Annotated in this window: 26 protein-coding genes and 1 pseudogene; all 27 read left to right on the top strand. The window is 38.1% G+C overall.

Translation table 11 applies throughout. The annotated features are described in order from the left end of the window. The 27 genes and pseudogenes from fliJ to JFU24_RS07500 all read left to right on the top strand — a co-directional run bounded on the left by fliJ (position 1) and on the right by JFU24_RS07500 (position 22,788). Entirely contained in the window at positions 1-444 is a 444-nt protein-coding gene (gene fliJ, locus JFU24_RS07630; protein WP_201181441.1) for a flagellar export protein FliJ, read from the top strand. Between the two features lie 8 nt (positions 445-452). Then, positions 453-1,070 (top strand): MotE family protein, encoded by a 618-nt coding sequence (locus JFU24_RS07625; RefSeq protein WP_201181438.1) that lies wholly within the window; start codon positions 453-455, stop codon positions 1,068-1,070. Positions 1,071-1,099: 29 nt separating this feature from the next. Continuing rightward, positions 1,100-2,422, top strand: a complete 1,323-nt coding sequence (locus tag JFU24_RS07620; RefSeq protein WP_201249815.1) for a flagellar hook-length control protein FliK — start codon at positions 1,100-1,102, stop codon at positions 2,420-2,422. 8 nt (positions 2,423-2,430) lie between these two features. Then, the gene (flgD, locus tag JFU24_RS07615) at positions 2,431-3,063 is read left to right on the top strand and encodes a flagellar hook assembly protein FlgD (RefSeq protein WP_201181434.1); all 633 of its coding nucleotides are present in this window, start codon (positions 2,431-2,433) and stop codon (positions 3,061-3,063) included. Positions 3,064-3,074: 11 nt separating this feature from the next. Continuing rightward, entirely contained in the window at positions 3,075-3,461 is a 387-nt protein-coding gene (locus JFU24_RS07610; protein WP_242485300.1) for a TIGR02530 family flagellar biosynthesis protein, read from the top strand. Positions 3,462-3,535: 74 nt separating this feature from the next. After that, positions 3,536-4,756, top strand: a complete 1,221-nt coding sequence (gene flgF, locus JFU24_RS07605; RefSeq protein ID WP_201181432.1) for a flagellar basal-body rod protein FlgF — start codon at positions 3,536-3,538, stop codon at positions 4,754-4,756. Between the two features lie 50 nt (positions 4,757-4,806). After that, complete coding sequence (locus tag JFU24_RS07600; protein WP_053348013.1) at positions 4,807-5,022, top strand: flagellar FlbD family protein; 216 nt, start codon at positions 4,807-4,809, stop codon at positions 5,020-5,022. Then, on the top strand, positions 5,019-5,447 hold the full coding sequence (fliL, locus tag JFU24_RS07595; protein WP_201221406.1) for a flagellar basal body-associated protein FliL: 429 nt from the start codon (positions 5,019-5,021) through the stop codon (positions 5,445-5,447). The genes JFU24_RS07600 and fliL overlap by 4 nt, the downstream gene beginning before the upstream one ends. Before the next feature lie 52 nt (positions 5,448-5,499). Then, on the top strand, positions 5,500-6,498 hold the full coding sequence (gene fliM, locus JFU24_RS07590; RefSeq protein WP_053345333.1) for a flagellar motor switch protein FliM: 999 nt from the start codon (positions 5,500-5,502) through the stop codon (positions 6,496-6,498). Then, complete coding sequence (gene fliY / locus JFU24_RS07585) at positions 6,488-7,705, top strand: flagellar motor switch phosphatase FliY (RefSeq protein WP_201249814.1); 1,218 nt, start codon at positions 6,488-6,490, stop codon at positions 7,703-7,705. Before fliM ends, fliY begins: the two co-directional genes overlap by 11 nt. A 17-nt stretch (positions 7,706-7,722) precedes the next feature. Continuing rightward, positions 7,723-8,085 (top strand): response regulator, encoded by a 363-nt coding sequence (locus JFU24_RS07580; RefSeq protein ID WP_053345335.1) that lies wholly within the window; start codon positions 7,723-7,725, stop codon positions 8,083-8,085. A gap of 23 nt (positions 8,086-8,108) precedes the next feature. Further along, positions 8,109-8,762 (top strand): flagellar biosynthetic protein FliO, encoded by a 654-nt coding sequence (locus JFU24_RS07575; protein ID WP_201221403.1) that lies wholly within the window; start codon positions 8,109-8,111, stop codon positions 8,760-8,762. Beyond that, positions 8,755-9,420, top strand: coding sequence for a flagellar type III secretion system pore protein FliP (gene fliP / locus JFU24_RS07570; RefSeq protein ID WP_053348014.1), 666 nt, complete (start codon positions 8,755-8,757; stop codon positions 9,418-9,420). Before JFU24_RS07575 ends, fliP begins: the two co-directional genes overlap by 8 nt. Positions 9,421-9,434: 14 nt before the next feature. Continuing rightward, positions 9,435-9,704 carry a flagellar biosynthesis protein FliQ gene (gene fliQ, locus JFU24_RS07565; protein WP_056526792.1) on the top strand — a complete coding sequence of 90 codons (270 nt, stop codon included), beginning with the start codon at positions 9,435-9,437 and terminating at the stop codon, positions 9,702-9,704. A 3-nt stretch (positions 9,705-9,707) separates the two neighbouring features. Continuing rightward, positions 9,708-10,484, top strand: a complete 777-nt coding sequence (gene fliR, locus JFU24_RS07560) for a flagellar biosynthetic protein FliR (RefSeq protein WP_201249813.1) — start codon at positions 9,708-9,710, stop codon at positions 10,482-10,484. Between the two features lies 1 nt (position 10,485). Continuing rightward, on the top strand, positions 10,486-11,568 hold the full coding sequence (flhB, locus tag JFU24_RS07555) for a flagellar biosynthesis protein FlhB (RefSeq protein ID WP_201249812.1): 1,083 nt from the start codon (positions 10,486-10,488) through the stop codon (positions 11,566-11,568). A 38-nt stretch (positions 11,569-11,606) separates the two neighbouring features. Continuing rightward, positions 11,607-13,643: a flagellar biosynthesis protein FlhA gene (gene flhA / locus JFU24_RS07550; protein WP_201249811.1), complete on the top strand. Its 2,037-nt coding sequence runs from the start codon at positions 11,607-11,609 to the stop codon at positions 13,641-13,643. After that, on the top strand, positions 13,640-14,794 hold the full coding sequence (flhF, locus tag JFU24_RS07545) for a flagellar biosynthesis protein FlhF (protein WP_201249810.1): 1,155 nt from the start codon (positions 13,640-13,642) through the stop codon (positions 14,792-14,794). Before flhA ends, flhF begins: the two co-directional genes overlap by 4 nt. Further along, positions 14,778-15,644, top strand: coding sequence for a MinD/ParA family protein (locus JFU24_RS07540; protein WP_201249809.1), 867 nt, complete (start codon positions 14,778-14,780; stop codon positions 15,642-15,644). Before flhF ends, JFU24_RS07540 begins: the two co-directional genes overlap by 17 nt. Before the next feature lie 10 nt (positions 15,645-15,654). Further along, positions 15,655-16,651 (top strand): annotated as a pseudogene (gene cheB / locus JFU24_RS07535) (chemotaxis-specific protein-glutamate methyltransferase CheB). 20 nt (positions 16,652-16,671) lie between these two features. After that, entirely contained in the window at positions 16,672-18,717 is a 2,046-nt protein-coding gene (locus tag JFU24_RS07530; RefSeq protein ID WP_201181417.1) for a chemotaxis protein CheA, read from the top strand. Positions 18,718-18,869: 152 nt separating this feature from the next. Continuing rightward, positions 18,870-19,340, top strand: coding sequence for a chemotaxis protein CheW (locus JFU24_RS07525; protein ID WP_201181416.1), 471 nt, complete (start codon positions 18,870-18,872; stop codon positions 19,338-19,340). Positions 19,341-19,344: 4 nt separating this feature from the next. Then, positions 19,345-19,983, top strand: a complete 639-nt coding sequence (locus JFU24_RS07520; protein ID WP_201249808.1) for a chemotaxis protein CheC — start codon at positions 19,345-19,347, stop codon at positions 19,981-19,983. Beyond that, a complete protein-coding gene (locus JFU24_RS07515; protein ID WP_056526815.1) occupies positions 19,976-20,479 on the top strand; it encodes a chemotaxis protein CheD in 504 nt (167 codons plus the stop codon). The genes JFU24_RS07520 and JFU24_RS07515 overlap by 8 nt, the downstream gene beginning before the upstream one ends. A 134-nt stretch (positions 20,480-20,613) precedes the next feature. Then, positions 20,614-21,381 carry a FliA/WhiG family RNA polymerase sigma factor gene (locus JFU24_RS07510; protein ID WP_201249807.1) on the top strand — a complete coding sequence of 256 codons (768 nt, stop codon included), beginning with the start codon at positions 20,614-20,616 and terminating at the stop codon, positions 21,379-21,381. Between the two features lie 442 nt (positions 21,382-21,823). After that, positions 21,824-22,144, top strand: coding sequence for a hypothetical protein (locus JFU24_RS07505; RefSeq protein WP_201181413.1), 321 nt, complete (start codon positions 21,824-21,826; stop codon positions 22,142-22,144). Positions 22,145-22,155: 11 nt separating this feature from the next. After that, the gene (locus JFU24_RS07500; protein WP_201249806.1) at positions 22,156-22,788 is read left to right on the top strand and encodes a hypothetical protein; all 633 of its coding nucleotides are present in this window, start codon (positions 22,156-22,158) and stop codon (positions 22,786-22,788) included. Positions 22,789-22,886 lie beyond the last annotated feature (98 nt).

The following is a 22,886-nucleotide window of genomic DNA, read 5'->3' as shown; positions in this document are numbered from 1 at the left end:
ATGATTTATCAATATAAATTTGAGAAGATCCTAACCATCAAGGAAAAAGAAAAAAGGGACGCACTTTCTAAATATAATGCTGCTCTAAAAACTTTTGAAAAAGTAGCCGAAAAATTGTATAAGCTCTTAAAGAAAAAAGAAGACCTTCTGGAATTCCAGCAGGAAAAGCTCCGAAATGGATTATCCGTTCAGGAAATTCGCCATCATCAGTTATTTATGGACAATATGGAAAAGCTCTTAAGCCATTGTCAACAGGAAGTCATTGAAGCCCGTTACAAAATGAATGTCCTGCAGGAAGTATTATTGGAAAGAAATATTGAAGTCAAAAAGTACGAGAAAATGAAAGAAAATGAGTTTCTTAAATTCCTGGATGTCATAAAGGAAGCTGAGAATAAACAAATGGATGAAATATCTATCCGGCAATTCTTTAGCAAAGGGCGTTAGGTGATAGAATGCGTAAAAAAGTTGAATCTACTGGATTAGATGAATTAAAAGAAAATAAAATAAGCAAATTTCAATGGTTTCTTGTAATCTTCATCCCTCTAATCTTTGCGGTAACTGTAGCCATGGTAGTTTTCTCAGTTGCGGGGGTTAATGTAGTGGAAAAGGCTAAGGAGATGTCCGCTAAAATCCCCTTCGCCGAACTTATTCAAAAGGATGAGGTAAAAGAAAACTCAGCCAAAGACACTGAGAAAGTTTCAAGAAAACTGGCGAAGTTAGAAACCGAAATAGAAAACAAAGAAAAAGAGATAGAGAAGCTGGAAGGAATAATTGATACACGAGACAAGGCCGTTGAAAAGGCTGAAGCAGAAAAACAGCAGCTTCAGTCTGAAGTGAAACAGCTTAGAGAAAGTCAGGATGGGAGTAAAAAGGCTTTCAAAGATATAATACGCACTTATGAAACCATGGCACCAAAGAAGTCAGCTCCTATCATTACAGAAATGAGTGATGAAGATGCTGTTAAGATCTTGGCAAGTATGAAAGCTGATACTTTAGCGAAGGTATTAGAGCAAATGACAACAGCAGATGCTGCCAGGTTAACGAAGAGACTATCGGAGCAAAGTTCTTAAGGGGAAGCTTTAAAGGAGGTGAATAATATATGAATTTGGCCATTAATTCTTTATTCCCCTTGGCAGCAGTAAGTCAAACTGTTCAATTAAAGCAAAACCAGGGGATGAAATTGGGGTTTGGTTCAGTCCTTCAATCCGCCGTAGGGGTAGATTCAGGCAGTCCATTAGATACTGAATCCTTTCGTCTTTCCAATGAGGGGTTGTCAACTCTAAAGGATTTACTAGATATTTTGAAACTTAACAGTCTAAGTGACCTTGAGGAAGAAAGTGTTGCTGAAGATCCTTTAGTAAACAATCAAGGGGATGTTAGAACCCTCCTATTCCAGTTACTAAAAAGGCTTAGCGGTAATAATGAAGAGACTCTTACAGAATTCTTTACGACTATAGAGGAAATCAATTTAGATCAAGAACCGGAAGACTTGAGGTTGGATTCACAAAGCCTGTTATCAGCCAATGTCATGGAACTATATACAATCCTAAAACAGGTTGCTTCGTTGAGTGAAGAAGAGTGGAAACAGCTCCCGTTAGAGGGGACAGCGAATCTATTAAAGTTGGTAAAACTTCACGATCTTTTATCAGAGAATAAAGATATGACACAAGATGAAGCAACCATCCATAAGCAAATGAAAAATCTGCTTGAAGAGATATCAGGAAAACTGGAAAAATGGCTGCCTAATCAGCATCAGAAAACAAATACTAACCTTGATTTTTCTCTTCTTTTGGAAAAAGGGCAAAATAAAACATTGGAAACTGTGAAAAGCGCATTCTCACAATTAACTGGAAGCGACAAGGAAAGTAAAGATGGAACAAATAGTACCGGTCTGACTTTAAAAACAGCGGATAGTAGTTACTATCAAGGTTCGGGTATGTCATTTCTAATGACAAAGCTTGAACAATTCGTCTTGACGGCTGCTAAGGGTGGACAAACTGTCAGTCAGGAAGAGTTTGTTAAACAGTTTGAAAGTATCTTGAGTAAAGCAAATTTCACAGGGGCTAACGGTGTAAATAAACTGTTAATAAAATTGAATCCCGAACACCTAGGGTCACTTAGAATTGAGTTGATTCAAAAGGATGGCATGATGACAGCAAAAATTTTGGCCACATCGGCGCAAGCAAAAAATATGCTGGAGAAACAGATTCACGGGTTAAAGCAAGCCTTTAACGGCCAAAATATCCAAATTGAAAAAATTGAAGTATCACAGGCTTACAATGCTTTCAACTCTGAGAAATTCAGCCAGAAAGATGCGGATGAACAAAATAGACAACAAGAGAATAAGAGGGAAAGCAATGACGAGACGGAAAGTGAATTTACAGGCTCCTTTGCAGAAGCTCTGCTAAATCTAGAAGTGTAGGTGAAGAAATGACGACCATTGATACGTCACTATTATTATCAAGCTATCAATCAGATAGAAAAACAGGCGATTCACTCGGAAAAGATGATTTCCTGAAATTATTGCTTACCCAGCTGCAAAACCAAGATCCTTCCAGTCCGATGGACAATACAGAATTTATAGCCCAAATGGCCACTTTTTCTTCTTTGGAACAAATGATGAATATAGGATCCCAAATAGATGAACTAATTGGGTTAAACCAACAAAATAGTCTAATGAACTATAACTCATTCGTTGGTAAGGAAGTAACTTGGCATATATTGGATGAAAGCGGTGAGAACCTTGCGATAGAAGAAGGTGTAGGTATCGTGGAATCGATTCAATATAAAGGTGACAATATTTATTTCATTTTAGAAGATGGCACAAAACTTCAACCAGCAAATATTTCGGCAATGAAACAATCAAGCACGACATCTAACAGTTTGACTAATGCAAGTGAATTAATAGGCAAACGTGTCACATGGAATGATGAAGAAAATGGAGACCTTTCTGCCGTTGTTACATCAGTATCCATGAATAAAGGCAAGGTGCAGATAGAAGTGGATGATCAAAGCGGCACAAAACTATCATTAGATCAATTGATCAAAATCGCTAGTGCTTAAGGAGCGGAATAATGGATAAACTCGGTTTTCAAGCAAATTCCGCTCAGATGATTCCACAAACAAAAACTACTCCCTTAAGACAAAGGCAAATGATCCAACAAGGATTTCAACAGCATTTTCAAGAAGCCATATCTACTAATGAAAAGCTGACAATTAGTAAACATGCACAAATGCGGATGGATCAAAGGAAAATAGTAATAGAGCAACAAACTTGGGACAAAATAGCCGATAAAGCAAATGAGGCCAAAAAGATGGGTGTGACAGAATCTCTTATTATTATCGATAACGCGGCACTCGTAATCAGCACTAAAAATAACAAAGTCATTACTGTTGTGGATCGAGAGGAAGCCTCGTCTCAAATTTTTACGAATATCAATGGTACCATACTATTAGATTAATAGGCCGGACCTAGTATAGGAAGCCTAGGCTGTGGAATGACAGAAGCAGTCACGATATGAAAGGGGAGCTTATAATGCTTCGTTCAATGTACTCAGGAATAAGCGGATTGAAGAACTTACAAACAAAATTAGATGTTATTGGGAATAATGTGGCTAATGTCAACACCTATGGTTTCAAAAAAAGTCGTGTAACATTCAGTGATACGATGAACCAAACAATATCTGGTGCTAGTGCCGCGACAGCAAATAAAGGTGGTACCAATTCTAAGCAGATTGGATTGGGGTCAACTATCGCAACAATTGACACCATTCATACTCAATCAAGCTTGCAAACTACTGGACGCGATCTTGATTTGGGTATATCTGGAGATGGATATTTCGTCGTCAAAGAAGGAGATGTATTATCTTATACACGTGCTGGTAACTTCTATTTAGATGATAATGGCACGCTTGTAAATTCTAATGGAATGAAAGTGCAGGCCTACAAGGTTGATGCAAACGGAAAACCATCAAAAACAATCGGAGATGTATCTGTAAACGTTAATGCGGTTTTACCTGCTGTAACAACTACAAAAGTATCCGTAAGTGAAAACTTGGCAGCGGACGCAATTGAGGGTTCCGTATTCAGCCAGCAAATAAAAGTTGTTGATGAAAAAGGTAAAGAACAAACAACAACTATTTATTTCAAGAAAAATGGTGAGAATAATTGGGGAGTTTATGATCAGGATCCAACTTCGGACTCTGAACTAGAGCCTTTAACTACTCTTAGTTTTACGGATGGTAAATGCGATGTGACAAGCGATGTTAACCTATCAATTGATATTAGTAAAGGTGATGACAGTGATGATAGTAAAAAAATAAAATTAGATTTCGATTTCTCTACTCTCACCCAAGATAAAGGAACAACTACAGCTATGGTCAACCCGAATGGTAATAAAGAAGGGAAACTGGAGAGCTTTAATTTTGGGCCATCAGGTGAAATTAGCGGTATCTACTCAAATGGGAAAATTGTGACTTTGGGTCAACTGGCTATTGCCAAGTTTACAAATGCATCCGGATTGACTAAAACAGGAGGCAATATATTCCAAGAATCAATAAACTCTGGTACAGCAAACATCAATGTCGCAGGTGAAGGACGCGGAACAATTGCATCAGGTTCTTTGGAAATGTCCAACGTCGATTTATCAGAAGAGTTTACGGAAATGATCGTCGCGCAACGTGGATTCCAATCGAATTCAAGAATTATCACGACGTCGGATGAAATTTTACAAGAGCTGGTTAACTTAAAACGATAAGTTAAGGGAGGGAGGAGCCAGGTGCTTATTTGCTCTGGCTCCTAAATATTATTATTAAAGTCACAAGGCTGAATGGCAAAAGCTTTCATATCAATGCATTGTACATAGATACGGTCGAATCGTTGCCGGATTCGACTATTACGTTTACAAATGGGAAGAAAATCGTGGTGCTCGAGAAGGAAGAAGAAATAATTCAAGCTATTATACAATTTTATCGTACCGTGAATGTTCTGGGATTGCGTGATGATGAGGAGGAAAGGTTATGAAAAAAAAACTATTGACGATTATGTTGATTATGCTGGTGGCAATTACTCTTGTTGGCGTAATAGCGGTCGTGGTTGTTACAAAGTTATCTGACCCCACATCTGCAGAGGGTAAACCCTCCATAGATGAAATTATCAAATCATCTGTTGAAATTCCTGAAATTACAACGAATCTTTCGGGTAATGATTATATCAAAATCTCATTTATGGTCCAAACAGAAAATAAAAAAGCAAAAGAAGAGTTGGAAAAAAGAAGTTTTCAGGTGAAAAACATTATTATTGCCGAACTGTCCGAAATGAAAGCGGCAGAGTTAACTGGTAAAAAGGGCAAGGAAAAACTTCAGGATACGTTAAAGACTAGAATTAATGAATTAATGGAAGAAGGAAAAGTTGAAAAGGTTTATATAACCTCCTCGATTCTTCAATGAGAACATCCTTGCTTCATTAAATAAGAAGGGGAAGCTTTGGAGGTGAGTGCTAATGTCCGGGGAAATATTATCGCAAAATGAAATCGATGCTTTGTTATCGGCCATTTCTACAGGTGAAATGGATGCAGATGATTTAAAGAAAGAAGAAGTAGAAAAAAGAGTGAAGGTGTACGACTTTAAAAGAGCACTTCGGTTTTCAAAGGATCAAATCCGCAGTTTGACTAGGATACACGAGAACTTTGCAAGATTGCTTACAACTTATTTCTCTGCTCAGCTGAGGACATATGTTCAAATATCCGTAGCATCTGCAGATCAAATTCCATATGAAGAGTTTATACGTTCAATACCTAAGATGACCATTTTGAATGTGTTTGAGGTACCGCCTCTGGATGGCCGTATCATTCTTGAGGTCAATCCGAATATCGCTTATTCCATGATGGATAGAGTTTTGGGAGGACGGGGTATCAGCGTTAATAAAGTCGACAGCTTAACTGAAATAGAAACAAAGATCATGTCAAATCTATTTGAAAAGGCTTTTGAAAATTTACAAGAAGCTTGGGGGACGATTGTTGATATCGAACCGGTAATGACAGAGTTTGAGGTGAATCCGCAATTTTTACAATTGGTTTCACCAAATGACACAGTTGTAGTCATATCTCTAAATACGCAAATCGGTGAAACGAGCGGAATGATTAACATTTGTATTCCTCACGTCGTTTTAGAACCAATCATACCGAAGTTGTCTGCTCACTACTGGATGGAAAATTCTCAAAAAGAAAGAATTCCTGAGGAAATCAAGGTTTTGGAAAATCGTATTAGGAATGCAGATCTCTCAATTATTTCCGAATTAGGAACTACGGATATCGCTATCCAGGATTTCCTTCTGCTTGATGTAGGTGATGTCATCGATTTAAATCATGCTATCGATAAGCCTTTAACAATTAAAGTAGGGGGAATTCCGAAATATAGTGGACAACCAGGCAAAGTAGGTAAAAAACACGCCATCCAGATTCTTAATATTTTGAAAGGGGGAGACGAAAATGATAAGTGATGAAATGCTTTCACAAGACGAGATAGATGCCCTTTTAAAAGGTACAAGTGATATAGAAGATGAGGTGAACTTTCTTTCGATAGAAGATTATTTATCAATGATGGAACTGGACGCGCTCGGTGAAATTGGGAATATCTCTTTCGGGAGTTCGGCCACTGCTTTATCCACTTTGTTGAATCAGAAAGTGGATATCACTACCCCGGCGGTTACATTAATTGAAAGGGGTAAGATTGCGGAAGAATTCCCGCATCCCTATGTAGCCATCCAAGTGCAATATACAGAAGGTTTTACAGGCATTAATATGCTTGTCATCAAACAAAGTGATGCGGCGATCATTGCCGATTTGATGCTTGGCGGTGATGGTTTGAATCCTTCAGAGATGCTAGGAGAAATTCAACTAAGTGCGGTCCAGGAAGCAATGAACCAAATGATGGGTTCGGCTGCTACATCAATGTCGACCATTTTCAGTAAAAAGGTAGATATTTCACCACCAAGCATCGATTTACTGAACTTTTTAAATGGTGAAGGTGAAAGTGCAATACCGGATGAGGATTTATTTGCAAAAATTTCTTTCCGTTTAAGAGTGGGGACATTAATTGATTCCAACATTATGCAACTGTTGCCTTTAGAATTTGCAAAAGGGTTAGTCAGTGAACTATTAAATGGAACAAGTGAAAGTGAAGCCGATGAAAATAAAATGGAACAGATACAAACCAACCCAACACAGAGCAATTCTCTTCAAGAGCCGGTATCATTCCAAAATCCTGTATCGAATCGGCCGACAAATGAGAATTATGGACATAGTGGTTACCAAACAAAACCGACATACAAAATACCGAATGAACCGCAACATTTTGGAGTTTCATCCGTTCCAACAGGACAACCGGTAAATGTTCAGCCAGCCAGTTTTTCCAGTTTTCAGCCGTATCAGCTTCAAGAGTCCGAAACGAAAAATCTTAGCATGCTGATGGATATCCCATTGCAGGTAACCGTAGAGCTTGGGAGAACAAAGCGCTCTGTCAAAGAAATTCTAGAGCTGTCATCTGGTTCTATAATTGAATTGGATAAATTAGCTGGTGAACCGGTGGATATCCTGGTAAACAGCCGCTTAATTGCAAAAGGCGAGGTTGTTGTGATTGATGAAAACTTTGGAGTTCGTGTTACGGATATTATGAGTCAGAGCGATCGACTAAAAAAACTTAGATAAATTTGGAGGACAAAAAAATGGCAAATAAAATTTTAATTGTTGACGATGCAGCATTTATGAGAATGATGATAAAAGATATCCTTTCTAAAAATGGTTTTGAAATTGTTGGAGAAGCAGCAGATGGTGCTCAGGCAGTAGAGAAATATAGAGAAACGCATCCGGATCTTGTAACGATGGATATTACTATGCCTGAAATGGATGGAATCACAGCATTAAAAGAAATTAAAAAGGTAAATCCGCAAGCGAAGGTCATAATGTGTTCTGCAATGGGGCAACAAGCAATGGTTATTGATGCAATCCAGGCAGGGGCAAAAGACTTTATCGTGAAACCATTTCAGGCAGACAGGGTATTGGAAGCCATAAATAAAGCATTAAGTTAATGAAGTAAGAGGGTGTCTTCATATTGTTTTTTATTAAAAAATGGCTTCAGGTCTCACTTGTGATAGCAGTTTTCTTCTCAGGGGCCATTCAGGCGAGTGCGGAAGATCTTGATAAAACAGTTAAGGATGTTTATGAACAGCCAGATGATTTGAAAACGGATAAATCAAAAGACTCCCAAACTACCAAACAAGCTTCAAATCCCGAACAAGTGGGGATAACTATTTGGGAGTTTCTAAGGATGATCTTTGCGACCATTTTTGTGGTGGGGCTTTTATATATCATATTAAAGTTCATAAATAAAAAAAGTAAATCGTATCAAAAAGCAAATTCAGTAGAGAATTTAGGCGGCACAAGCCTTGGAGCAAATCGATCGGTTCAGCTTGTTAAAGTGGGCGGTAGAATATTAGTAGTCGGAGTTGGCGAAAACATACAGCTCTTGAAAGAAATAGATAATCCCGAGGAATATGAGCAGTTAATGAAAGATTACAACGAAAAAATGGATCAAATGATTCAGCCAGGAGAATTTGCCACGAAATTGAAAAATAAGTGGCTGAAAAAAAGAGAAATCGAAACTAATAGTTTTTCCTCAGAGTTCAAAAATCAGCTCGATCAAATGTCTGATAGTAGGAAGAATCTGTTAAATGAGCTTGAAAGGAAAGGAAGAGACAATGAATGAGTTCATGGAGTTTTTTAATAACAGCGATCCCACTAATGTCTCTACTTCCGTCAAACTTGTTCTCCTGATGACTGTTTTATCGCTTGCTCCAAGCATTTTGATTTTAATGACATGCTTTACAAGAATCATTATTGTCCTCAGTTTTGTGAGAACGTCGCTTGCTACACAACAGATGCCGCCGAATCAAGTCCTGGTTGGTCTAGCTCTTTTTATGACATTTTTTGTAATGGCACCGACTTTTCAGGAAGTGAACGAAAAAGCATTAACTCCTCTATTTAATGAAGAAATAGATTTAGAAGAGGCGTATGAGCAGACTGCGATTCCTTTTAAGGAATTTATGAGTGCCCATACAAGGCAGAAGGACTTGGCCTTATTTCTAGAATATGCCAAGGTCGATAAGCCGGAAACGATACAGGATATTCCCTTGACCGCATTTGTACCAGCTTTTGCAATTAGTGAAATCAAAACAGCCTTCCAAATAGGTTTTATGATTTTCATTCCATTTCTGGTTATTGATATGGTCGTTGCAAGTGTCCTGATGTCGATGGGGATGATGATGTTACCACCAGTCATGATTTCCTTGCCGTTTAAAATCCTCCTCTTCATTCTTGTTGATGGTTGGTATTTAGTAGTGAAGTCTTTATTACAGAGTTTTTAAGCAGGTGAGAAAAAATGAGCGCAGAGTTTGTTATTGATGTAGCAGAAAAAGGAATTTATATGGTATTGATCATAGCTGGCCCCTTGATGTTGATAGCTCTTGTTGTAGGACTATTAGTAAGTATCTTTCAGGCGACCACACAGATTCAGGAACAGACCTTGGCCTTCGTTCCAAAAATTGTGGCTGTCTTATTGGCACTTATTTTACTCGCTCCATGGATGCTAAGTCATCTATTATCATACGCAAATGAAATATTCGGTAACTTGAATCGATTTGTAGGGTAGAGAATGGAGGATATATTTCCGTACTTTCCTGCATTTTTATTAATAGTGGTCAGGGTTACAACCTTTTTCGTGGCAATGCCGATTTTTTCGTATCGATCTATACCGATACAGCATCGAATCGGACTTGGGATTTTCCTTGCTTGGATTATGTACTATACCATTGAAGCGCCGGTTCTAGCTTTGGATGTCACATTTTATTTATTAATCATAAAGGAAGCATTTGTAGGGCTTTTCATCGGGTTTGCTGCCTATATGATTTTATCAGCGGTTCAAGTTGCAGGTGGGTTAATTGACTTTCAAATGGGTTTTTCAATTGCCAATGTCATCGATCCGCAAACAGGGGCTCAAAGTCCATTAATGGGACAATATCTATATACGATTGCCTTATTATTTCTTTTAAGTACAAACGGTCATCATTTGCTTTTGGATGGAATTTTTTATAGCTATCAGTTCATCCCGATTGATCAATTATTTGTGCCCTTTGGGGACCAGGCATTAATAGAGTACTTGGCCAAAGCATTTAGTAAGACATTCATGATTGCGTTGCAAATGTCAATTCCAGTAGTGGGCAGCATTTTTTTAGTGGATGTCACGCTTGGAATTCTGGCAAGGACAGTTCCCCAATTAAATGTATTTGTTGTCGGAATTCCAGTGAAAATTATAGCAGGTTTAGCGGTTATAGTGATAGTCATGGGAATGATGATGACGGTTGTTACCCAACTTTTTAATTTCTTACTTGTGACGATGCGTCAGTTAATGCAGCTGATCGGAGGAGTATAACATGGGGTGGATTCAGCTGGATTTACAGTTTTTCGCTGGTGAAAAGACGGAAAAGGCGACTCTAAAAAAACGTCAGGATTCGAAGAAAAAAGGACAGGTAGCTAAAAGTCAGGATGTAAATACCTCTGTGAATTTAATTGCTGTGTTTTCGGTGCTATTGATGATGGGACCTTATATGTACAATCATCTTCTCGGTCTCATGAAAGAATATCTGCAACACTTTACGATTGCAGGATTCAGTGAGGAAAATATACAAATTACTATGATAGAGGTTTTGAAGGAGATGGGACTTATCCTCGGTCCTGTTTTTGCAGCAGCGGTGATTGCAGGAGTTTTGGCTAATGTGATGCAAATTGGGTTTATGTTTTCTACTGAGTCAATTCAGTTTAAACTTGAAAAATTGGATCCTATTAAAGGGTTCAAACGTATTTTTTCCTTGAGGGCCATTGTTGAATTATTGAAATCCATTCTTAAAATATCATTTGTAGGTTTAGTTGCCTTTTATGTACTTTGGCAGCGTATGGACGAGATTATGATTTTATCCCAGATTTCTGTGGAAGAAGCAATGGCAACATTGGCAGATATTACGATAAAGGTAGGGTATTATGCTGCCGTGGCTTTATTGTTCATTGCTCTATTAGACTATTTGTATCAAAAATATGACTTTGAAAAAAACATCCGGATGTCCAAACAGGATATTAAGGATGAATATAAAAATTCCGAAGGTGACCCGTTAATTAAATCAAAGATTAAGCAAAAGCAAAGGCAGATGGCAGCGCAGAGAATGATGCAGGAAGTGCCAAATGCTGATGTCGTCATCACAAACCCGACGCATTTTGCGATTGCTTTAAAATATGATGAAAATAAGGCGGAGGCTCCGTTTGTAGTGGCAAAAGGCGTTGATTTTGTAGCTCAGAAAATTAAATATATTGCTAAAGAAAACGATGTGATCATGGTAGAAAACCGTCCTTTGGCAAGGTCCTTATATGATCAAGCGCAAATAGGCCAGGCGATTCCTGAGGAATTTTTTAAGGCAGTCGCTGAAATACTCGCCTTTGTTTATAAAACGAAAGGTAAGCTGTAAGGAAGTAAAATGTGACCCGCTAGTTAGGAGAGAAGAACATGCGAGCAAGAGATTTAGTTGTCATATCGAGCGTCATCATGATTGTTGCCATGTTGGTCATTCCATTACCAACATGGTTGTTAAGTATTTTACTTCTTTTAAATATATCTCTTGCGCTGTTGGTTCTATTGACTACGATGAATATGAAAGAGCCTTTGGAATTTTCAATATTTCCTTCCTTGCTCCTTTTACTGACATTATTCAGGCTGGGGTTGAATGTGTCGACGACACGTGCCATTTTGACATATGGTGATGCTGGCGGTGTAGTCGAAACCTTTGGCTCGTTTGTAGTCGGAGGGAACGTGCTTGTAGGTTTAGTTGTATTTATCATTTTGGTTATCATCAATTTCATCGTCATCACGAAAGGTTCTGAACGGGTGTCAGAAGTGGCAGCAAGATTTACGCTAGATGCGATGCCTGGGAAACAGATGGCCATTGATGCAGATTTGAATGCTGGGATGATCTCAGAAAATGACGCACGTACCAGACGAGAAAAAATCAGCAATGAAGCTGACTTTTATGGATCCATGGACGGAGCGAGTAAGTTTGTTAAAGGAGACGCCATCGCCGGTATTATCATTGTCATCATCAATTTGATTTTTGGAATGATTATTGGTGTCATGCAATTGGATATGAGTTTTGGAGAATCTGCTGTTCATTTTTCCATGTTATCAGTTGGAGATGGAATTGTCAGTCAAGTGCCTGCCTTATTGATTTCAACAGCAACAGGAATAGTCGTAACCCGGGCAGCCTCGAATGGTAATCTTGGATCAGATATTGTTGAACAGTTATTTCAATTTCCAAAGATGCTTTACTTGACTGCAGCAACAATTTTTTTGCTAGGTTTATTCACGCCAATTTCAGATATATTTACGTTTCCAATTGCAGCGTTATTAGTCATAGGAGGGTATACGATTTCTAGGATACCACAGCCGAATGAAAGTGAAATACAAGAAATGGAAGAAGTGTTGGAAACAGATGAAATGAAAAGTCCAGAAAGTGTCGTTAACCTTTTGAGTGTCGATCCAATCGAATTCGAGTTTGGATATGGACTAATTCCCCTTGCTGATGCCAATCAAGGGGGAGACTTACTAGACCGTGTCGTCATGATCCGCCGACAACTGGCAATTGAAATGGGACTTGTCATTCCAGTCGTCAGAATACGAGATAATATCCAGTTGAACCCTAATGAGTATCGGCTAAAAATTAAGGGAAATGAAATTGCAAAAGGGGAATTGCTTCTGAATCACTTTTTGGCAATGAGTCCAGGAATAGAAGATGAATCAATAGAAGGAATCGATACGATAGAACCATCATTTGGTCTACCAGCTAAATGGATTACGGATGATATGAAAGAGCATGCAGAGATGATGGGCTATACAGTTGTAGATCCTCCAAGTGTTGTATCCACACATTTAACGGAAGTCATAAAAGCGAATGCTCATGAGCTTTTGGGCAGGCAGGAAACGAAACAATTGATCGATTATCTTGGTGAATCATCACCAATTCTTGTAGAAGAGGTCACCCCGAATCCCTTGTCGATAGGTGATGTACAAAAGGTATTGGCAAAATTGTTAAAGGAAAAAGTTTCTATAAGGAACTTATCAATCATTTTCGAAACACTTGCTGATTATGGTAAGTTGTCGACGGATACAGATTTGCTTACTGAATATGTACGACAGAATTTAGCCAGGCAGATTACTAATTCCTTTATCGTAGAAGAAAATCGAATAAAAGTCATCACGTTATCGGGAAAAGTAGAAAAAACCATTGCAGATGGAGTGCAACAAACTGAACATGGAAACTTTTTATCACTAGATCCAAATATATCTCAGTCCATATTGGAGGCAATTGCGGCCAAATTGGATGAGCTGACGTTAATGGAACATCAACCAATCCTACTTTGTTCTCCAGCAGTACGGATGTATACCCGGCAGTTAACAGAACGTTATTTTCCTAATGTACCGATTCTTTCATACAATGAACTCGAATCGAATGTAGAAGTACAAAGTGTAGGGGTGGTGAATATCGATTGAAAGTAAAGAAATATATGGCACCATCAATGGCCGAAGCTATGAAGCGAATAAGAGAAGAATTAGGCAGTGATGCGATTATTTTAAGTTCAAAAGCTGTCTATATTGGTGGTTTCCTAGGATTATTTAAAAAACGGAATATCGAAGTCATTGCAGCCATCGATCCAGTTTCACAGCCCAACCAAATGGTAACTAAACAAAAAACGAAGAAGTTGCCTGTGAAACAAGAAATATCGAGTAATAGCACTATTACACAGGAAGGTAACAATGAAAGTACGGATCTATTAAAAGAATTAGAAGGTTTAAAGGATATGATTAAAAGTATACAAATCACATCTGATAGACACTATCCGGGAAAACTGCAGAAAATCAATGATTATCTCACAGAGCAGGAAGTGGATGTACAGCTTCGCTCGCAAATCATGGATGAATTACTTGAAAAATGGTTTGCTCTCAAACAACAATCCACTGACGAAGAAGTACAAGGTTGGTTAGAAGAAGCCTTATTTGAAATATTGGAGAAGGTTCAAAACGGGAAACCCGGTCTGCAAAAAAAATATATTAATATTGTTGGACCAACAGGAGTTGGTAAGACAACCACCCTCGCTAAAGTAGCAGCAGAGACCATGCTTAGGTATGGTAAAAAAGTGGCTTTCATTACGACAGATACATACAGGATTGCAGCAATAGATCAGCTTAAAACGTATGCAAAGATTTTAAATGTTCCGATTGAAGTAGCGTATAATTTGGAAGATTTTAAAAAAGCAACGGAACGTTTTTCTCATTATGACTATGTATTTATAGATACTGCTGGAAGGAATTTTCGCAATCCACAGTATGTTAAAGACCTTAGTGAAATTATTGATTTTACAGATGAGATGGAAACATATTTAGTTTTGTCATTGACTTCGAAGCAAAAGGATATGGAAGATATTTATCGGCAGTTTGCTAGCATACCAATTAAACAGGTCATTTTTACTAAAGCTGACGAGACATCTACTTTCGGGGCTATATTTAATTTTATACACGCTCATAAACTAGGAGCCGCTTATATTACAAATGGACAGAATGTACCAGATGATATTGAAAAAGCTACATCATTACAGCTATTGAAAATGGCTTTTGGGGCTAAAAAATATGAAAGATCAAGCTGAGAACTTACGAAGAAGACTGGAAACCCACCAAAATCAATCAGTGGCTAAAACTCTTGCCATTTTAAGTGGTAAAGGTGGCGTCGGAAAATCTAACTTTTCTTTGAACTTTTCCCTCGCTTTATCTAAACGAGGAAATAAGGTCCTGTTGTTCGATATGGATATCGGGATGGGAAATATAGATATTTTGATTGGTGAACATTCATCTTACAGTATCGTTGATTTCTTTGAAAGTGGTCGTAGCTTGATAGATATTATGACGACAGGCCCAGAGAGTATTTCAATCATTACGGGTGGAACAGGGCTGACAAGCCTCTTTTCCCTCGATGAAAACAAGTTTATGCGGTTTAATGAAGAATTTAGTTTGCTGTTGACGGATTATGATTATATTTTGTTTGATATGGGGGCAGGTATAACTCAGGACTCGGCAAAATTTCTGTTATGTGTTGATGAGTTAATCGTTATTACGACGCCTGAACCGACTTCCGTAATGGATGCCTACTCTACAATGAAATACATACATTCCGTCAAAAAAGAAATTCCATATTTTCTGGTTTGTAATAGAGTTTTCACAAATAAGGAAGGCAAAGAAACGATTATGCGGCTTCAAAATGCACTTAAGAAATTTTTGGGGCTGGAAAGTGTAGCACTTGGTTACCTGCCGGACGATAGAACTGTTTCCAAAGCTGTTTCAAGACAAATACCCTTTATCCTTTTTGATTCTGAAGCTAATGTATCTAAAGCTCTTATGGATATTGCATCGAGATATACAAGCCATTCATTTGGTGGAGAATTGACTTTACAAAAAAGCAACTTCCTTAGCAATATGAAGAGATATCTTCTTGGAAAGTAGGTCTCCTTACATGGATAAAGTTAAAGTGCTGATTGTGGATGATTCTGCGTATTTGAGAAAGTTCGACACCTTAGATGTAGAGATGCAGGTTATGAATGGAAGAGAAGCATTAAATCGGATTATGGATGAATGTCCAACTGCTGAAATCATGTTTTCAAGCACGATGAAAGAAGGAATGGAAAATACCTTTGCTTCTATGTACAGTAGAGCCTTTGACTTTGTGGCTAAACCTTTAGGTGCCATTTCACTGGATTTGTACAAAATTAAGAAAGAACGGGTTTGAAAAAGTTATGGCAGCCAGCCGTGAGAATGTTCACAAACTACAAAAAAATGCAATAAATATTGAGGGAAATCCATCGTTTTGGGGAAAATATAGTAAAAAAGATACAAGAGAAATATTAGAAAATGAAAAAAATAAAAATAAATGGTCCAATTGGAATAAAAAAATTATAGTCATTGGTACATCGACTGGAGGACCAAGGGCTCTTCAGACAGTATTGACGGGACTCCCAGAAACAATTGATGCACCTATTCTTGTTGTCCAGCATATGCCCTCTGGTTTTACAAAATCCTTGGCTGACCGTCTAAATTCATTATGTAGGATTCAAGTGAAGGAAGCAGAGGATGGGGAACTGATCCAAAAAGGAGTTGCTTATATTGCCCCTGGAGGTCTTCACCTGAAAGTGAGAAAAGTGGGGATGAGCATTGCAGTACTTTTGGATCAATCCGAACTGCGTAGCGGACACCGCCCTTCAGTAGATGTGCTGTTTGAATCAGTAAGTGAAATTACTGATTTTGCGAAAATAGCTGTCATCATGACCGGGATGGGGATGGATGGTTCAAGTGGGATGATTAAGTTGAATCAATCGGGTCCTTTAAAAGCGATTGCAGAGTCACAGAAGACATCAATCGTATTTGGAATGCCGAAAGCGGCGATTGCTACCAATTTGATAGATAGCATAGAGGATGTAGAAACAATAGCTAACGCAATAATTAGCTATTGTTAACAAGTGGAGGTGGAGATTGCATGGATATGAATCAGTATCTAGAGGTATTTATTGAAGAAAGTAAAGAACATCTTCAAACGTGCAGTGAACAGCTGTTGGTACTTGAGAAAAACCCGGAAGACCTTTCAATTGTTAACGAAATCTTTCGTTCCGCTCATACTTTAAAAGGGATGTCGGCCACCATGGGGTATGAGGATTTAGCGAACTTGACCCACAAAATGGAAAATGTGTTGGATGCGATTCGAAACAGTCAAATTATTCTTACCCCTGAATTGTTTGATGTGATATTTTTAGCCGTTGATGATTTAGAAGCAATTGTCATGTCTATTGCTGAAGGTGGCGATGGAAAAAGAGATGTGAAGAATGTTGTTCGTCAGCTGCAATTGATTGAAAAAGGGGAGTCGCCTGTTTTCTCTTCTATCGCAGAGACTGCAGCTGCATCTACTGTTCATGAAAAGGAAGAAGTGACAAGTGGTGAGTACGATGAATTTGAATTGACAGTCCTGCAGCAGTCCAAAGAACAAGGATTCGACAGTTATGAAATTTCGATAGATTTGCGTGAAGACTGTCTTTTAAAAGCAGCGAGGGTATTTATGGTATATGAGGTGCTTGAAAAATCAGGTGAAGTAATCAAGTCCAATCCACCAGTTGAACTTTTGGAAGAAGAACAGTTTGATCGGAAGTTTACAGTTACGGTGGTAACAAAAGAATCGAGTGAAGAGCTTCATAAAAAAGTCATGAAGATTTCTGAAGTGGAAAAAGTTGATATAAATGCTCTTAATCTTGACGATCTACGACACACTGCCAATGCTAAGGAGGAAAAAAAAGCTGCAGTGGATAACCAGGCCCAAGAAAGGAACGCCTTGCTTTTAAGTGAGAATAAGGAGACTAAGAAGCAGGCACCTGTTAAGCCGGCCTCAAGTAAGACTATTCGGGTAAATATCGAGCGGCTTGATATATTAATGAATTTATTTGAGGAACTTGTAATTGATAGAGGTAGACTCGATCAAATTTCAAGCGATTTGGATAACCAGGAACTGCATGAAACAGTTGAAAGAATGTCCCGGATAACCAGCGATTTGCAAACAATTGTGTTGAATATGCGGATGGTTCCTGTAGAAACTGTATTCAATCGTTTCCCTAAAATGGTTCGTCAATTAGCAAGGGATTTGAATAAGAAAGTAGATTTGGAAATCATCGGAGCTGAAACAGAACTTGATCGTACAGTTATAGATGAAATTGGTGATCCACTCGTCCATTTATTAAGAAATGCAATGGATCATGGAATTGAAACACCTGAAGAACGTCTAGCGAAAGGGAAGAATGAAGAAGGGAAAATCCTTTTAAAAGCGTATCACAGCGGCAACCATGTTTTCATTGAAATTGACGATGATGGAGCGGGAATAAATAAAGATCTTGTCTTAAACAAGGCCTTTTCCAATGGAATTTTGACAAAGGAAGCTGCTGCTACTTTAACAGATAAGCAAATCTATGAATTAATTTTTGCTTCAGGGTTCTCAACAGCTGAAACCATTTCAGATGTATCAGGACGTGGTGTAGGGCTGGATGTGGTTAAAAATACGATCGAGTCATTGGGTGGGTCTGTAACGATCGATTCAAAAGAGAACGAAGGATCTATATTCCTTATTCAACTTCCCCTTACATTATCGATAATTTCTGTAATGCTGGTTGAAATCCAAAAGGAAAAATATGCTATTCCACTTTCTTCTATTATAGAGACTGCGATTATAAAAAAAGAAGATATCATGAATGCTCATAATCAACAAGTTATTGACTTCAGGGGGAAAGTTCTACCGCTCCTGTTCCTGAAGGAAATTTTTGAAGTGCCTGTGCATCAGGAAGAAGAGGAATTTCTCTCTGTGGTTATTGTCAGAAAAGGTGATAAATTGGCAGGATTAGTTGTGGATTCATTTATTGGACAACTCGAAATCGTCTTGAAATCTCTTGGTAATTATTTAACATCTGCTTTTGCGATATCTGGGGCAACGATATTAGGTGATGGTCAAGTTGCTTTGATCATTGATTGCAACACATTGATTCATTGACCGATAGAGAAATAGAGAGGAAACGACGGTCAGCAGGGTTTAACCGTGGTTATGCAATGGGCGGAAGAGTTCTGATTTAAGTGGTTGTTCGCATTCAGGCATCGTGAAGGCTACTCTCTGCTATCATCATAAATTTAAGAGGAGGAGAATAGATGTCGACTACAAATCTCGTTCAAGATATGAAAGTAATTGTATTTCAAATTAAAGATAAAGAATATGCCATTCCAGTAGATAAAGTTAGTGGAATTGAAAAACTTTTGCATATAACAAGAGTTCCTAAGGCTGTTCAGCTTGTTAAGGGAGTCATAAATCTAAGGGGTGTAATTACCCCAATTATTGATTTACGGGTCCGTTTTGGTCTTGAAGAGTTAGAATACAACGACTCTACAAGGATTATCGTGGTCATTTTAGATGATATGGAAGTGGGGTTAATAGTAGACTCTGCCAATGATGTATTGGATATTCCAGTTGATAGTATCGAACCGCAGCCGGAAGTTGTTGGTCATTCGGCGTCAGAATACATTAGCGGCGTGGCTAAAATTGAAAAACGACTGCTCGTGTTAATTAATTTGGAAAAGGCTTTAAGTCTTGAAGTAAATGAAAATATGAGAATAGAAGGATAATCATATGTCGTTTATTGAGAAAATTAATCCCCTTCAGCTCGATATCTTGAAGGAAATTGGCAATATTGGCGCAGGGCACGCAGCCACTGCACTTTCGGCAATTCTTAATAGGAAAATTGATATGAATGTTCCTAATGTCCGAGTGGTTTCCTTTGATGAAATGATGGAAATGGCTGGTGGGGCTGAACAAGTTGTTGCTAGCATTTTCTTGCGAATAGTAGGCGATGCTTCCGGTAGCATGTTTTTCATCCTTTCTCTACCTGTGGCTGAATACTTCATTCAACAGATGACAGGAGATGAAACCTTTTCAATAGATTCCACTCCATATACTGATTTGGCGCTTTCTTGCCTTCAGGAATTAGGGAATATATTGTCGGGATCCTATCTAACTTCTCTATCAGATTTCACCCAATTGAATTTATATCCATCTGTTCCGTCATTGAGTATTGACATGGTAGGAGCAACAATCAGTTATGGATTATTGGAATTGTCACAAGTAAGTGACACGGCCATTGTCATAGATACTGTACTTGAAAAGGATCAGCTATTTGCGGAATCTATAGACGGACATTTCTTTCTGTTACCCGATCCTGAATCTTTTGATATCATTTTCTCCTCTTTAGGAGTGACAACAAATGACTGAATTATTACAGGTCAAGGTTGTAAAAGTCGGCATAGCAGATATGAATATTGTAAAACCTCCCTATTCGATCCGTACTTCTGGTCTAGGATCATGTGTTGGAGTTGTGATTTATGATGAAAAAAAAGAGATTGCCGGTTTGGCTCACGTCATGTTGCCTGACTCTTCACTCGCTAAATCGGGACATATTAACGTTGCCAAATTTGCAGATACGGCGGTAAAGGAATTAGTGCAGCGCTTAGTAAAAGAAGGGGCAAGATTGATTTTTTTAAAAGCAAAGATGGCTGGTGGGGCACAAATGTTTCAATTTGCCTCTGGAGGGGATTTCATGAGAATAGGGCCCAGAAATGTGGAAGCCGTCCGGAAAGAATTAGCAGACTTGCACATCCATGTTGTTGCTGAAGATGTGGGTGGGAATAGCGGTAGAACAATAGAATTTAATTCGAAAGATTGTATGTTAAATATCCGGACCGTGAATAAAGGGACAAAAAACATATAATAAGGGATTACGACTTGTCAGAAAAAAGTGCAACTTGAAATGACAGGAACACTTGCAATCAAAATATTGTTGCATCTAGAGCCTTCGAGGGCCGTTTTGATTACAAAATGTATACAATGTTAGGAGGAAGTCCTATGTCTAATCTGAATATCGGAGAGGAACAGTTATGCTGGAAAAATTGGATTGACTGCAGAGATCAACAAGCCGGGGACATTTTGGTTAAGAAATATATCCCACTTGTATCTTATCATGTCCAACGTATTTCAGTGAGCCTGCCTAAAAATGTGAGCCGTGATGATATAAGGAGTTTGGGGATGATGGGGTTATTCAATGCCCTAGAACGATTTGATCCAAAACGTGATCTGAAATTTGACACATATGCTTCATTTCGAATTCGTGGCGCGATACTAGATGGATTAAGGAAAGAAGATTGGCTCCCGCGAAGTGCTAGAGATAAAGCCAAGAAAATTGAGTCTGCGATCGAAAAATTAGAGCAGAAATACATGAGGAATCTCTCGCCAAATGAAATTGCATCTGAATTAAATATTCCGGAAGATGATGTATATGCTGCATTAAATGAGAATTTCTTTGCCAACGTTTTATCAATGGATGAGAATCCTCAAGAGCAAGATGATAAAGAAGGCACAAACTTTCATATTAAAGATGAAAAAGCAAATCTACCTGAGGAACATCTGTTAAGGGAAGAACTGTATGTGGAATTAGCCAAAGTTATAGAAACACTTAATGAAAAGGAACAGTTGGTTTTACAACTTTTTTATAAAGAAGAGCTTACTTTAACCGAAATTGGACAAGTAATGAGCCTATCTACTTCGCGGATTTCTCAGATCCATTCTAAGACGATATATAAACTAAGAAACGCGATGCAGGATAAAAAGAATTAAGCAGTAATATAGAGAGGGTAAAGGGGCATGGAGGCTGGGTTTCATATCATGCTGTTAAAGAGTTCCTTTCCATTTTCTATCCGAGAGATGGAATCTGGAAACGGTTGAGGGTTTCTTCCCTAAGTGCATAATAAATAATATCACCCAGATTAAATCGTCATGTGTTCGAAAATAGACCCTGTACAAGGTATATAAATTACATAGTATTCTATATTGGTGCCTGAAAGTGTAGTTCGAGTTGTGTTTTGCATCCCAATTGTAGAGTAAACCAGCAATACTCTTCAAATCGCCAACAAAAAAATCCACTGCCCAGTTCAGGTCCATCCATCCAACTTAATTGGTTACGATGACGATAATACTTGCTAGTTCCTTGTTCAGTATTTTGAGTTAAGGTCAGAAAGAGTACTGTAAATGCCGTTTTTATAGAAAGGGGTGGGTTGTCATGAGTTTTAACGCGATAGAGATGCAAATTGCTCTTTCAAGAACCCAAGATGCAGGGAAAATCCAAGAGCAAAATCAACAAAAAAATTTAATCCAACAAGATCATGCTGCCCATCAAGTTCGAGAGAATCAAGAACGGAAACAAAAGACTGTAGTAAGTGAAGAACAAAAGCTTCCCGCTCATTTTTATGAAAAAGAAGGGAATGCCGATAAATGGCAGTTTCTTAAAAAAGATAGGCAGAAAGAAAATAAGAAAAAAACAACAACAGTGAAAAAAGATTCTCATCCGTATAAAGGAATCAGGATTGACTATTCGGGTTAAGAGGAGGCACCATGTTAGTAATTTTTATGTTTCTACTGTTTCTTTTAAACATACTCACCATTTTCGCCGTTGTCGTTTTATATCTCCGTCAAAATCGTTTATGTAAGCTCGAAAAAGACCAAAAAGCCATCATAAGTGAGATGGAAGAACTTTTGTCTGGTTATTTAATGGAAATGAAGGAAGATAACGAGACGTTGGTAAAGACTTTTACGAATTCAGTTGCATTAAAACCCAAGCGTGAGCATGAAGAACAAGAACGTGCGGTAGTGAAGAATTCCACGAGAGATAACGAAATCAAGCGAGAGAAAAAAATGTTGCTCGATTACAAAGAAGGGCGGCATATGGGAACAAAAAAGCAAGCTACCGAAGCCTTTAAAAAACAGCCAGAAGATAATGAGGAGCATAGATTTCTCTTAAAATCGGAAGATAGATTGGACCTTTCTTCAGAAGCCCCTTCTCTGTCCAACCAGGAGTATGAAAAAGAATTTTCAGGCATGTTACAGGTTGGATTAAATGAATTATCATTAAATGAACAAGTAGAATATTTAGCGGATCAAGGCCATTCTATAGAAAAAATCGCAAAAAAATTAAATCGCGGCAAAACAGAAATTGAACTTTTATTAAAGTTTCGCATGAATAGATAATTTGTGCTTGATTGTGTCGTATCATTATGATATATTATGAAATGGTGTTAATACACACGCCCCGTGATTCTAACAGATGGTGCTGTTTAGACAGTTTC

It is taken from the genome of Peribacillus sp. TH27 (assembly GCF_016650915.1).
Taxonomy (GTDB): domain Bacteria; phylum Bacillota; class Bacilli; order Bacillales; family DSM-1321; genus Peribacillus; species Peribacillus butanolivorans.
Note: the sequence above shows the minus strand (reverse complement) of the source record. Positions and strands in the feature narration are given on the sequence as shown.